Here is a 12,049-nt window from a genome sequence, read left to right as displayed (position 1 = left end):
GCAAAACTATAACGTGTTCTAATCTTCGGAGCCCGACCTTGAGGAGGACGAGTGCGCAACCTGGTCCAGCTGCCCATGGCGGCGATGCGCCATCTGCTGCCCGACCCCTCGACGTGGGACCTGTTCGACGTCCCGCCGGTCGAGCTGCCCGAGGGCCGCTGGCTAGACCTCCCGCGGCGCGGACGTACGTGGCTGACCGACGTCCCGGGGCCGACCCCCGACGCCCCCGTCATCGTCCTGCTCCACGCCGTGGGCTGCACGGGCCAGCTCACCTGGTTCCCCGCAATCCCCCGGCTTGCCGAGCACTTCCGGGTCATCACGTTCGACCAGCGCTGGCACGGGCGCGGCATCACGTCCGAGCGCTTCCTGATCTCGGACTGCGCCACCGACGTCGCCGCGGTGATCGACGCGCTCGACCTGGACCTGCCGATCATCGCCGGCTACTCGATGGGCTCCGTCATCGCGCAACGCGTGTGGCGCCAGCACCCCGACGTCGTCGGCGGGCTCGTCCTGGCGGCCAGCACCGCGCACTTCCGCACCAACGGTCGCGAGCGGGTCTTCCACACCGGGATGGCGCTCGGCATGGGCCTGACCTCGACGCTGTCGCGCTCGCGGGTCGTACGGCGGGCCAGCGCTGCCGCCGCCGAGGAGATCGACGCCAACAGCTCGGACACCGCTCGCTGGGCCATGAACCAGTGGCGCTCGAGCAGCCCGTGGGCCGTCGGCCAGGCCGTCGCCTCGCTGGGTCGCCACCACTCGAGCAAGTGGCTGGCCGAGGTCGACGTGCCGACCGCCGTGGTGGTCACCACCAAGGACCGGGTCATCCCGCCGGACCGGCAGCGCGACATCGCCGACCGCATACCGGGTGCGACGGTGCACGAGGCCGCCTGCGGTCACGCCGGCTGCGTGCTGGAGCACCAGGAGTTCGTACCGGCGATGCTCGACGCCGCCCGCTCCACCGCGGCCCGCATGCAGCAGCGCCAACCCGCCTGACCGACCGAGATTTGGATGCGATTGCACCACCGCAACGCGCAGCGTGGTGCACGGGGATCCAAATCTCGGCTGCTCGGTCAGCCGAGCACGGCCTCGCGCATCGCCTCGAGCTCGACCGGGAACTGGTCGACGAGGTCCCACACCTGCGGCATGAGCTCGCTGCAGGCGATCGCGCCGATGTGCATGTGCCCGTGGTTGCTCATCACCGTGATGTTGAGCCCTGCACCGTGGAACACCGGCCCCAGCGGATAGAGCCCGTCGATGCGCGCGCCGACGAAGTACAGCGGCACGGGCGGACCCGGGACGTTCGAGATGACGAGGTTGTGGATGACCGGGGCCTTCTCGGCGAGCCGCAGGTCGGACACCATGCGCACCGCCAGGCCGAACGTCCGCGGTGCCGCGAACTCGGCCCACTCCTGCAACGTGTCCGCCGGTACGGCCGTGTGGTGGTCCTTGGCGTTCGCGTTGTCGACCGCCATCGCCGTGATGCGCTCGAGCGGGTCCTCGACGTCGGTGCCGAGGCGGCAGAAGAGCGACGACACCTTGTTGCGCCCGCCGCTCCTGGTCGACTCGTCGCGCACCGACACCGGGACGCTCGCGAGCAGCGACGAGTCGGGCAGCTCGTCGCGGTCCAGCAGGTAGCGGCGCAGGGCCCCACCGCTGAGCGCGAGCACGACGTCGTTGACCGTGGCGCCCGGCACCGCGCGCTTGATCTGCTTGATGGTCTCCAGCGAGACGTCGGTGAGGGCGATCGAGCGGTGACCCGTGATGGTGCCGTTGAACGACGTACGCGGCGCGGTGAGCGGTGCCGCCATCGCGGTGCCCTGCCGGGCCCGGCTGGCCGTCTCGATGAGGGTCCGCGCCGTGGGTGCCACGAGCCGGGCGAGCTGCCACGGCTTGGTCGCGGTCGCCAGCAGGCCGCGGCCCACGAGCTCGAGGTCGGACGGTGCGCGCTGGTGCTCGTTCGCGCCCGGCGCCGTGCCGGTGTCGAGCGGCGGCGCGTCGGGCTCGAGGCTGCAGAGGTAGGAGATCATGTTGGATCCCGAGACCCCGTCGACCGAGGCGTGGTGCATCTTGGAGAAGATCGCGATCTTGCCGTTGGCCAGCCCCTCGATGACGTGCATCTCCCACAGCGGCCTCGACCGGTCCAGCGGTATGCCCGCGAGGTGGCCCGCGACCTCGGTGAGCTCGTGGTCGCCGCCGGGCGCCGGTGCGGCGAGGCGGTGGACGTGCCGGTCGATGTCGAACTCGTCGTCGGTCACCCAGATCGGGAAGTCGATGCGACCGGGCACGAACTTGAGCTTGCGGTTGAACATCGCGATGCCCGAGACCCGTTCGGACAGCTCGTCCTTGAACCGCCGGAAGTCGTACCCACCCGGGATCGTGGCAGGGTCGACGACGATCACCCCGCACACGTGCATCAGCTGCGCGCCGCTCTCGAGGTAGAGGAAGCTGGCGTCGAGTCCGCTGAGACGGTCCATGGCCGTATCCTAGACCTGTCTAGAACATGTTCTATCCCGTCTGAGGAGCTCACATGTCAGCCGGGTTCACCCGTCGCCAGCTCACCCTCGCCGCTTTGGCCGTCAATGCCGTACGTCCGGCGCGGCGCGGCTGGTCCGCGATCCCCAGCTTCGCGCTCGGCTGGCCGACCAGCGAGCTGGCCCCGCACCTGCTCGCCGCGAGTGCGATCGACACGGCCGCCGAGGTCGTCGTGCGCGGCGGCCGGCCCTCGCGCCTCGGCCTGGCCGCGGGTGCCGTCGCGGCCGGCCTGCTGGGCTGGACGATCGCCGGAGCACGCCGCACCGGCACCCAGCTCGACGAGGCGCTGCGCGCAAGCATCGGCGACGGCTACCTCGACGAGATCGACCTGCCCGGCCCCGTCGACCTGCGACTCCCCCGCGGCTCGGTCGCCCGGCCGTTCAACTTCCGCGCCCAAGACATCGAGGTGCTGCGGGACGTGCCCTACACCGAGGGCGGCCGCAAGGCGCACCTCGACATCCGCCGGCCCAAGGACCGTGACCTCGCCGACGCCCCCGTGCTGATCCAGATCCACGGTGGCGGCTGGACGATCGGCAACAAGGAGCAGCAGGGCATCCTGCTGATGAACCGCATGGCCCAGCTGGGCTGGGTCTGCGTCTCGGTCAACTACCGCCTCGCCCCCAAGCACCGGTTCCCGACCCAGATCGTCGACGTCAAGCGCGCGATCGCCTGGGTCCACGAGAACATCAAGGAGTACGGCGGCGACCCCGCGTACGTCGCCATCACGGGCGGGTCCGCCGGCGGCCACCTCGCCGCCCTCGCCGCACTGACGCCCGGGCTCGCCGACTACCAGCCCGGCTTCGAGGACTCCGACACCTCGGTCTCGGCGTGCGTGCCGTTCTACGGCGTCTACGACCTCGGCGGGATCACCGAGACGCGCGCCGCGATCGACATGCGCGACCGGTTCCTCGGCCCGCGGGTGTTCGGCAAGGACCCTCGTACGGACCTCGACGACTTCGTCCAGGCGTCACCGATCGCCCACGTCGCGGAGCACACGCCCGACTTCTTCGTGATCCACGGCACCAACGACACCGTCGTGTCGGTCAACCAGGCTCGCGCGTTCGTCAAGGAGCTCAGCGAGACCTCCGACGCCAGCGTCACGTACGCCGAGCTGCCCGGGGCGCAGCACGCGTTCGAGGTGTTCTCCTCGATCCGCAGCCAGCACACGATCGCCGCGGTGCAGCGCTGGCTGCAGTGGCACCGCGCGACGCGTCACGCCTCAGCTGCGGGGTAGGCCCAGCACGCGCTCGGCGACGACGTTGCGCAGGATCTGCGTCGTCCCGCCGGCGATCGAGAGGCATCGGGTCAGCAGCATCTCGTGCACGTCAGCAGCGATGCGCTCGTCCGACGACAGCAGCGCCGCCGGCCCGTGCAGCCGCACCACGAGCTCGGACGCCTCCTGCCGGTTGCGCACGCCGAGCAGCTTGGCCACGCTCGACTCCGGCCCGGGGCCTCGACCGGCGATCGATCGCAGCGTCGACCGTACGCCGAGGAGCTGGCACACCGTCGCCAACGCCACCTGGTGCCCCACCGTCGCCGCGTCGGTCTCGGACTCGCGGCCGGCCAGCAGCTCGACGGCTCGCTCGGTGCTGACGCCGAGCTTGGTTCCGGCCATCGCGACCCGCTCGTTGGCCAACGTCGTGCGGGCGAGCTTCCAGCCGCCGTTGACCTCGCCCACGACGCAGTCGTCCGGCACGAACACCTCGTCGAGGAACACCTCGTTGAACAACGCGTCGCCGGTCAGCTCGCGCAGCGGCCGGGTGTCGATGCCGTCGGAAGTCATGTCGACGAGGAAGTAGGTGATGCCACGGTGTGCCGCGTCCTTGTCGGTACGCGCGAGGCAGATCGCCCAGTCGGCTTCCCGCGCTCGCGAGGTCCACACCTTCTGACCCGTGAGGCGCCAGCCACCGTCGGCCCGTACGGCGCGGGTGGTCAGCGAGGCGAGGTCGGAACCGGCGCCGGGCTCGCTGAACAGCTGGCACCAGCCGATCTCGCCCAGCAGGGTGGGCAGCACGAAACGCTCCGCCTGCTCAGGGGTGCCGTGCCCGATGATCGTCGGCACGGCCCAGGCTCCGATGGTCAGGTCCGGCCGGCTGAGCCCCGCCCGGAGGAGCTCCTCGTCGACCACGAGCTGCTCGACCGGCCCCGCATCGAGGCCGTACGGCCTCGGCCAGTGCGGCGTGAGGTAGCCGGCCTCGGCAAGCGCGGCGCGCTGGTCACTGGCCGGCAGCTCCGCGATCGACGCCATCGCCCGACGGGTGGTCTCACGGAGCTCGGCGTCGGCACCCTCGAAGTCGATCTCGGGCACGCGGCGCTGACCGGTGCCCGCGCGACGCGCCAGTCGCGCGGCGGACTGCTCGCCGCCGCCGGTCGCCGCCGCGACCGCCACACCCAGCGCGATCGCCCGGCGGAGGTAGAGGTGCGCGTCGTGCTCGAACGTGAACCCGATCCCGCCCAGCACCTGGATGCAGTCCTGCGCAACCGAGACGGCGCCGTCGAAGGCCACAGCTGCGGCGACGTCGGCCGCATAGTCGGCCTCCCCCGCCGGTACGCCCGACATCGCGGCCGCTCCGGCGTCCCAGGCGACTGCAGCCACCGACTCCGTCGTCTCGAGCATCTGGGCGCAGAGGTGCTTGATCGCCTGGAAGGAGCCGATCGGGGCGCCGAACTGCTCGCGCACCTTGGCGTACTCCACCGCGGTGTCGAGGCACCACTGCGCGACACCCGCGGCCTCGGCCGCTGCCAGCGCGACGAGCGTCCGGCGTACGCGCTGACCGTCGGCCTCGGACACGGGCACGACCTGCTCGGCCGGCGCGGCGACCCGCACGCGGCCACCACGACGGGACAGATCGAGTCCGGCCTCGGGTTCGGCGGTCCAGCCATCGGCGGCGACCAGCACCCACGAGCCGTCGGCCGTCGGCGCGAGCAGCCAGCCGGCGTCGACGACGTCGAGCGCGACCTCCAGGTCTCCCTTGGCGCCGGAAGCGTCGAGCGCGACGGATCCCACCAGCGCGACGGCGGCACTGCTGCCGGAGGCGATCGCTGCGCGCACCGTGTCGTCGCCGACCTGGGCAACCACGGTGGTCCCGAGGAGCGGGCCAGGCACCATGGCGTACGCCGCGGATTCGAGCGCGACCATCTGGTCGAGCAGGTCACCGCCACCACCGCCGTGCGCCTCAGCCACACCGATGCTGCTCAGCCCCGCCTCGATGACGGCCTGCCACGTCTTGGTGAACGCGGCGGCCGGGTCGGTCTCGGCTTCTCGCACAGCGGCCGCCCCCGCGAGCCCGCCGGCCCATGCCCTTAGGCTGGATCCCAGTTCAAGATGGTCCTGCGTCACGCCGACCGGCATCAGTGTCGCCTCCGAATCTAGAACGTGTTTCAATCATACGTACGGTCGGCGATGCCAACCGCGGCAGCAAGAAGTGGACAGGAGACGACGGATGGCGACGACGACAGAGACTGCCGGCTCCAACGCCCAGCGTGAGCGCCGGCGCCGCATCCTCGACGCCACCATCGAGCTCGCCGACAGCGGTGGCTTCGACGCGGTGCAGATGCGTGCGGTCGCTGACAACGCCGACGTCGCCCTCGGCACGCTCTACCGCTACTTCCCGTCCAAGATCCACCTGCTGGTGACCGCGCTCGGTCGCGAGTTCGAGCGCGCCGAGGCGCAGTCGCGCACCCGCGTGGTGCCCGGTGACACGCCGCACGAGCGCGTCATGCACGTGCTCGGCGTGACCACGACGGCGCTGCAGAAGCAGCCCCAGCTGACCGAGGCCCTGACCCGTGCGTTCATGTTCGCCGACGCGTCCGTCGCCGACGAGATCCACGTCGTCGGCATGAAGCTCACCGCGATGCTGACCCACGCGATCGACGGCACCGACGAGTCCCGCGAGCCCACCGACGAGGACATGGCGATCGTGCGTGTCATCGGCGACGTGTGGCTGTCCGCCCTCATGGGCTGGGTGACGGGTCGTACGCAGGCCGCCGACGTCACCACGTCGATGGACGTCGCGGTCCGCCTGCTGCTGCGCTGAGCCCGTCACGCCAGGTCCTCGTAGACCTGCATCTCGCGCGGCGTCGATGATCGCCGCGCGAACCGGGCGATGACGGCGACCGGGGCGCCGTGCCGGACGCCGTTGGCGGTGACGCTGTCGCCTGACGCGATCAGCTTGGTGACGCCCGTGATGCCCTTGCCGGCCAGCTCGTCGAGGAGCGCCCGCTTGCGACGCCGTCCGACGTGACGGGCTGCGCCGATGAACTGCAGCGACGATCCCACACCGAGGGTGCGGATCATGTGGGCGAGCTGGCGAAGGCCCGCGGCGACGTGGGCCGGCGTCGGTCGCATCATCTGGCGGTAGACCGGCCTGGGTTCCCAGTACGCGGCCATGCGGCGAACCTTGAGCGCGCCGTCCTCGTTCGTCGTCTGGTAGATCAGGTGGGCGGGCGTGCGCACCACGACGCCGGGCCGCAACGTCGACACGACCGTCGCGTCACGAACGACGTCGAAGCCGTGCACCCAGTCGCGGGCGACCTCGAACTCGATCTCGTTCGGAGCGATGAACGTGTCCCAGAACCTCTCGAGGGCGCCGGCGTCGTCGGACCGGACCGGACGCGCACCGACCGGATCCTCCACGACGTGCTCACGACCGAAGATCCCGAGCCAACCGGCCTTGTCGTGGGCGGCGACGAGCTCCGGCGACGACCGCACCAGTGCCAGCACCTCGGCCCGGTCCGGCGTCACGGCGTACCCACCCGGAACGGGACCCGCGTCGGCCGACGTACGTAGGGACCGGGCGCGTACTCGACGCCGTCGACGTCGACCTCGAACCCGGGGAAGCGGACCAGCAGCTCCTCGAGAGCGACCCGGGCCTGCATGCGGGCTGCCGCGGCACCGAGGCAGTGGTGGTTGCCGTGGCTGAAAGTCAGGATGTGGGCCGGCTTGCGCCGCACGTCGAGCTCCTCGGCGTCCGGACCGTACGTCGTGGCGTCCCTATTGGCTGAACCGTAGAGGAGGAGCACCTTGCGGCCGGCCGGGATGGTCGTCCCGTCGATCTCGACGTCGCGGGTCGTGGTGCGGCTGAGGCCCTGCACCGGCGAGGTGAGCCGCAGGAGCTCCTCCACCGCGTCCGCGACGAGTGCCGGGTCGTCCACGAGGATCTGGCGCTGGTCGGGGCGGCTCGTCAGCAGCTGCACGGCACCACCCAGCATCCCGGTCGTCGTGTCGTTGCCGCCGGTGACCATCGTGAACGCGAAGCCGAGGATCGACAGCAGCCCGTCCGTGTCGTCCGCCATGCCGGCCGCGACCAGGTGCGAGATCGTGTCGTCGCCCGGCTCGCGCCGCCGACGCTCGGCCAGCTCGGTGAAGTACGTCATCAGGTCGCCCACGGCCTGCGCCGCCTCGAGCGGGTCCCCGGCCGAGCTCGCCGCGACGATGTCGTGCGTCCACGTGTCGAACCGGTCGCGGTCCTCGGTCGGCACGCCGAGGTAGTGCGCCACGACCATCGTCGGCAACGGCTTGAAGAGCTCCATCACGATGTCGCCCTCGCCGACTTCGGCCAGCCGGTCCAGCCGCTCGGCGACGAACGCCCGAACGGCAGGCTCGATGCTCGTGACCTGGCGCGGCGTGAAGCCGCGTGACACCGTCCGCCGGAAGTCGGTGTGGCTCGGCGGGTCCTGCATGACGAGCGGCGGGTTGTCGCGCAGGCCGATCCGGTCCAGCTCGCCGTACTCCGTCGTCAGCCCCTCGGCCGACGAGAAGGTCTCGACGTCCCGGGCGGCGGCGAACACGTCCCGGTGGCGCGACAGCACCCAGTAGTCGCGCGACGGATCGCCCTCGGGGACGACCCGGTGGACGGGATCGTGCTCCCGCAGGGCGGCGTACATCGGCCACGGGTCGCGCCACGAGGGTCCCGAGCGCGGGACGTAACGAGCTTCCGCGGCAGCTGGCATCAAGCCGGCGGATCGATCGTGAACGTCGCGTCGATCCGCTTGATGCGGCAGTCGCTCGTCAGCGTGAAGTCCTCGTCGACGGTCGAGCTCGCGAGCGACAGCCCACCCAGACCGACCGGGATGTCGTAGTGCGCGTTGATGACGTCGGCCCGTCCGTCGGGCTGCCAGGTCCACACGACGTTCTCGATCGAGGTGAAGACCGAGTACTGCACGTGCAGGTAGAGCTGCAGCTTGAGGTCGAGCGCCGAGACCGACGTCGGCAGGCCGTTCTCCATGCGCAGGACGAACGGGTGGAGCGGGATCGCCCACGCGGCATCGCCGTCGACGAGCGCGTCGAGGTACTTCTGCGACGCAGCCTGCGAGTCGGCCTGCGAGCACCCCGTCGCGGCGGTGGCCGTCGCCGGTGACATGAGCGCGACACTGCCGGCGATGGCCGCCGAGACGAGCACGCGGCCGAGGCGCCGGGCGTTCACACGACCACCAGGCCGCGGCCCGTGACGAGTGGCAGGTCGAGGGCGGTGACGAGGCCGGGCTGCGCGTCGACGACGGCCGGGACGGCGTTGACCAGGCGCATCGCGGTGGCCTTGAGGCCGGCGGTGTTGTGGTCACCATCGGTGCCGAGCAGCTGGAGGTCCAGGGTGTAGTTGGGCTCGCCCTTGATCTCGACGCGATAGCAGCCCTTGCCGGCCGGTTGCGGCCAGTCCGGGCCGATGTCGTCGTGCACGCGGGTGACGTGCTCGAGGACCACGACGGCCTTGTCGCCCACCATCCCGCGTACCTCGAAGTGCAGGCCCGCGACGGTGCCCTCCTCGACGCGTCCGCTGTCGATGTCGAACGACTCGGTCGCCGGCAGGCGCTCGTAGAACTCCTCGACGTTGTCGAGCTCGACACCGAGCCCCGCGGCGATCTGGTGCACGACACTGCCCCACGCCATGCTGAGGATGCCCGGTTCGAGGAGCATCGGGACGTGGTCCATCGGCTTGCCGAAGCCCATGACGTCGAAGACGATCATGCCCTGGTCGTACGTGTTGTAGTTGAGCACCTCCGAGCAGCGCACCTGGTCGATGCGCTCGCTGATGCTGGTCAACGACAGGGGCAGCCAGTCGTTGGCGAACCCCGGGTCGATGCCGCTGACGTACAGCGAGACCCCGCCCTCGGCGGCCGCCTCCTGCACGCCCTTGGCCATGTCGACCGCGACGCCGGACGGGTACTGCAGGAAGACCGGCCCGCTCGACACGACGTTGATGCCGGCGCGCAGCAGCCGCTCGAGGTCGGCCATCGCCTCGAACAGCCGGTCGTCGGCCATCGCCGAGTGCAGCACGCAGTCGGGCTTGAGCGCGATGATCTCGTCGACGTCGTTGGTGGCCACCACGCCCAGGTCACGATCGAGCCCCGCGAGCCGGCCGGCGTCCTTGCCCACCTTGTCGGGGTTGGACACCCAGAGGCCGACGAGGTCGAGGTCGGGCCGGGCGTCGATGCCGGCGAGGACGTGCCTGCCGACGTTGCCGGTGCTCCACGCAACGACGCTGATGGTCATAGTTCTTCTCCCAGGTCGGGCAGTGCCATGTCGAGGTTGGGCTGGTCGATGCCGCCGTCGACCTCGATGACCTTGCCGGTCACGTAGGCGCCGGCCGGGCTGGCAAGGAACAGGACGGCGGCGGCGATGTCGTCGGGCTCGCCGATACGGCGAAGCGGGGTGTTGGCCTCCATCTGGGCGGTGAGACCCTCGTCGCCGGTGACGATCTCCAGCGCGGAGGTCGCGACGGAGCCGACCGCGATGGCGTTCACTCGTACGCGCGGGGCGAGGTCGCGACCGGCGAGACGGGTCCAGTGGGCGAGCGCCGCCTTGGCCGTGCCGTACGCCAGGTAACCACGGCCACTGACCCGGCCCATGACCGACGAGATGTTGACGACGGAGCCGCCGTCACCCGCGAGCAGGTGCGGCAGCGCTGCACGGGTCAGCGCGTGGGCCGTCGAGACGTTGAAGTGGAATGCGCCCTCGAGGGCGGCCACGTTCGTGCGGACGAACTCCTTGGGCATCGAGCCGCCCACGTTGTTGACGACCACGTCCAGCCGGCCGAACGTGTCGACCGCGGTCTGCGCGAGCGCGGCCACCTGGTCGAGGTCGGACAGGTCTGCGGGCACCACGAGCGCCTTGCGCCCCAGAGCCTCGACCTGTGCCGCGACCTCGCGGAGCTGGTCCTCCGTACGGGCGGCCAGGACGACATCGGCACCGGCTTCGGCGAGCGCCAGAGCACTGGCAGCCCCGATCCCGCGGCCTGCGCCGGTGACGATCGCGACCTTGTCGTCGAGCCGGAATCTTTCGAGCACCATGGCGGGGACAGTAGCGCAAAACTGGAACACGTTCTAGTCTTTGGCACCCGGGCCAACTGGCTGTCCGGCGCACCTGACAGGCTTGTCCCATGTCGTTGGCCATGTTCACCCTCGAGGACGACCACCTCGTGCCCGCCGAGATCGCCCGCAGCATGTGGAAGCACGACCAGATGCACGGCGTCGCCGTCAGCGGTGCCCTGGCTCGCGCGCTCGAGCTGCGGCTGACCGAGCTCGGGCGCGACGACCTGAGCCCAGCGCGCTACACCGTCGACCTGTTCCAGCCGGCCACGATGGCGCCGTGCACCGTCGAGACCGAGGTGGTCCGCGAGGGACGCCGTATCTGCCTGATCGACGCGGTCCTGCTGCAGGAGGGCAAGCGCGTCGCCCGGGCCAGCTGCATCTTCGTGCTGCCGACCGAGACGCCCAAGGGCGACGTGTGGACGCCCGACGACCATCCGAAGCCCCCGCCCGAGGACCTCGTGCCGCCCAGTGAGGAGCCGCGGGTGCCGCACTTCATCAGCGACTCGCCGTGGTCGCAGTCCTTCCCCGACCACCAGAACGCCGGGCGCAAGCAGACCTGGCAGGCCGGGCTCCCGGTCGTCGAGGGCGAGGACGGTACGCCGTTCCAGTCGGTCGCGAGCATCGCTGACGGCACGAGCATGGTCGTCAACTGGGGCAGCGAGGGCGTGAAGTTCATCAACACCGACGTCACCCTGGCGCTCGCTCGGCGGCCGGTCAGCCGCGAGGTGGGCCTGTCGGCCACCGACCGGGTCGAGCACGACGGCATCGCCGTGGGCACCGCCGAGGTGTTCGACCGCGCCGGGCCGTTGGGCACCGCCATGGTCACGGCGATCGCCAACGCCGGCAGGCCGATCGACTTCGGCGACGTCGAGTTCGAGGACGACGGCAGCCGCAAGCCCGCGGAGGGCTAGAGCCCCCGACGCTCCCGCGCCTCTTTGAGCAGGCGCACGGCCTTGGGTCCGACGCCGTGCAGCTGCAGCAGTGCGTCGAGGTCGTCCGGCAGGTCGGACAGCGTCGCGTGGCCGGCGTCGACCAGCGCACCGGTCGCGGGTCGACCGATGCTGACGCCGTCGAAGCTGCCGCCGCGGTCCACTGTCATGTCGCCTCCTGTGGTCCCTAGTGTGGGGGCATGCGTTCGCTGATCCTGACGTTCGACGCGCACGACCCCGTCCGGCTCGCCACGTTCTGGGCCGGGCTCTTGGATCGGGAG

The 12,049-nt window shown here is 70.9% G+C and carries 12 protein-coding genes; 4 read left to right on the top strand and 8 right to left on the bottom strand.

Translation table 11 applies throughout. The annotated features are described in order from the left end of the window. Positions 1 to 51: 51 nt before the first annotated feature. Positions 52 to 993: an alpha/beta fold hydrolase gene (locus tag AB0N22_RS13430; protein WP_364640932.1), complete on the top strand. Its 942-nt coding sequence runs from the start codon at positions 52 to 54 to the stop codon at positions 991 to 993. A gap of 77 nt (positions 994 to 1,070) precedes the next feature. On the opposite strand, the gene AB0N22_RS13425 is transcribed toward AB0N22_RS13430, so the two are convergent. Beyond that, complete coding sequence (locus tag AB0N22_RS13425) at positions 1,071 to 2,474, bottom strand: wax ester/triacylglycerol synthase family O-acyltransferase (RefSeq protein ID WP_364640930.1); 1,404 nt, start codon at positions 2,472 to 2,474, stop codon at positions 1,071 to 1,073. A gap of 53 nt (positions 2,475 to 2,527) precedes the next feature. Here AB0N22_RS13425 and AB0N22_RS13420 point away from each other — a divergent pair, with 53 nt between their 5' ends. Next, positions 2,528 to 3,766 carry an alpha/beta hydrolase gene (locus tag AB0N22_RS13420; protein ID WP_364640927.1) on the top strand — a complete coding sequence of 413 codons (1,239 nt, stop codon included), beginning with the start codon at positions 2,528 to 2,530 and terminating at the stop codon, positions 3,764 to 3,766. Here the strand turns inward: AB0N22_RS13420 and AB0N22_RS13415 are convergent. Then, a complete protein-coding gene (locus AB0N22_RS13415; RefSeq protein ID WP_364640924.1) occupies positions 3,752 to 5,884 on the bottom strand; it encodes an acyl-CoA dehydrogenase in 2,133 nt (710 codons plus the stop codon). The two genes, AB0N22_RS13420 and AB0N22_RS13415, sit on opposite strands and share 15 nt — an antisense overlap. Positions 5,885 to 5,975: 91 nt before the next feature. Between AB0N22_RS13415 and AB0N22_RS13410 the strand changes: the two genes are divergently transcribed. After that, positions 5,976 to 6,569 (top strand): TetR family transcriptional regulator, encoded by a 594-nt coding sequence (locus tag AB0N22_RS13410; RefSeq protein WP_364640921.1) that lies wholly within the window; start codon positions 5,976 to 5,978, stop codon positions 6,567 to 6,569. A 5-nt stretch (positions 6,570 to 6,574) separates the two neighbouring features. Here AB0N22_RS13410 and AB0N22_RS13405 read toward each other — a convergent pair whose 3' ends face one another. Genes AB0N22_RS13405 through AB0N22_RS13385 form a run of 5 tightly spaced genes read right to left on the bottom strand, consistent with a single transcriptional unit; the run spans position 6,575 to position 10,818 of the window. Beyond that, complete coding sequence (locus AB0N22_RS13405; protein ID WP_364640918.1) at positions 6,575 to 7,276, bottom strand: hypothetical protein; 702 nt, start codon at positions 7,274 to 7,276, stop codon at positions 6,575 to 6,577. Beyond that, positions 7,273 to 8,484, bottom strand: coding sequence for a cytochrome P450 (locus tag AB0N22_RS13400; protein ID WP_364640915.1), 1,212 nt, complete (start codon positions 8,482 to 8,484; stop codon positions 7,273 to 7,275). The genes AB0N22_RS13405 and AB0N22_RS13400 overlap by 4 nt, the downstream gene beginning before the upstream one ends. Beyond that, entirely contained in the window at positions 8,484 to 8,957 is a 474-nt protein-coding gene (locus AB0N22_RS13395; protein ID WP_364640912.1) for a hypothetical protein, read from the bottom strand. Before AB0N22_RS13395 ends, AB0N22_RS13400 begins: the two co-directional genes overlap by 1 nt. Next, a complete protein-coding gene (locus tag AB0N22_RS13390; protein WP_364640909.1) occupies positions 8,954 to 10,021 on the bottom strand; it encodes a diacylglycerol kinase in 1,068 nt (355 codons plus the stop codon). Before AB0N22_RS13390 ends, AB0N22_RS13395 begins: the two co-directional genes overlap by 4 nt. Then, positions 10,018 to 10,818 (bottom strand): SDR family oxidoreductase, encoded by an 801-nt coding sequence (locus AB0N22_RS13385; protein ID WP_364640907.1) that lies wholly within the window; start codon positions 10,816 to 10,818, stop codon positions 10,018 to 10,020. Before AB0N22_RS13385 ends, AB0N22_RS13390 begins: the two co-directional genes overlap by 4 nt. Positions 10,819 to 10,907: 89 nt before the next feature. On the opposite strand from AB0N22_RS13385, the gene AB0N22_RS13380 reads away from it, so the two are divergent. Beyond that, positions 10,908 to 11,750, top strand: a complete 843-nt coding sequence (locus AB0N22_RS13380; protein WP_364640904.1) for a thioesterase family protein — start codon at positions 10,908 to 10,910, stop codon at positions 11,748 to 11,750. Here AB0N22_RS13380 and AB0N22_RS13375 read toward each other — a convergent pair. Then, positions 11,747 to 11,938 carry a helix-hairpin-helix domain-containing protein gene (locus AB0N22_RS13375; protein WP_364640901.1) on the bottom strand — a complete coding sequence of 64 codons (192 nt, stop codon included), beginning with the start codon at positions 11,936 to 11,938 and terminating at the stop codon, positions 11,747 to 11,749. The genes AB0N22_RS13380 and AB0N22_RS13375 overlap by 4 nt on opposite strands. Positions 11,939 to 12,049 lie beyond the last annotated feature (111 nt).

The organism is Aeromicrobium sp. NPDC092404 (genome assembly GCF_040684095.1).
Classification (GTDB): Bacteria; Actinomycetota; Actinomycetes; order Propionibacteriales; family Nocardioidaceae; genus Aeromicrobium.
Note: the sequence above shows the minus strand (reverse complement) of the source record. Positions and strands in the feature narration are given on the sequence as shown.

Excerpts from the sequence above, each read along its gene's own strand:
- AB0N22_RS13425 (WP_364640930.1), bottom strand. The coding sequence starts at position 2,474 with ATGGACCGTCTCAGCGGACTCGACGCCAGCTTCCTCTACCTCGAGAGC.
- AB0N22_RS13420 (WP_364640927.1), top strand. The coding sequence starts at position 2,528 with ATGTCAGCCGGGTTCACCCGTCGCCAGCTCACCCTCGCCGCTTTGGCC.
- AB0N22_RS13415 (WP_364640924.1), bottom strand. The coding sequence starts at position 5,884 with ATGCCGGTCGGCGTGACGCAGGACCATCTTGAACTGGGATCCAGCCTA.
- AB0N22_RS13410 (WP_364640921.1), top strand. The coding sequence starts at position 5,976 with ATGGCGACGACGACAGAGACTGCCGGCTCCAACGCCCAGCGTGAGCGC.
- AB0N22_RS13400 (WP_364640915.1), bottom strand. The coding sequence starts at position 8,484 with ATGCCAGCTGCCGCGGAAGCTCGTTACGTCCCGCGCTCGGGACCCTCG.
- AB0N22_RS13390 (WP_364640909.1), bottom strand. The coding sequence starts at position 10,021 with ATGACCATCAGCGTCGTTGCGTGGAGCACCGGCAACGTCGGCAGGCAC.
- AB0N22_RS13385 (WP_364640907.1), bottom strand. The coding sequence starts at position 10,818 with ATGGTGCTCGAAAGATTCCGGCTCGACGACAAGGTCGCGATCGTCACC.
- AB0N22_RS13380 (WP_364640904.1), top strand. The coding sequence starts at position 10,908 with ATGTCGTTGGCCATGTTCACCCTCGAGGACGACCACCTCGTGCCCGCC.
- AB0N22_RS13375 (WP_364640901.1), bottom strand. The coding sequence starts at position 11,938 with ATGACAGTGGACCGCGGCGGCAGCTTCGACGGCGTCAGCATCGGTCGA.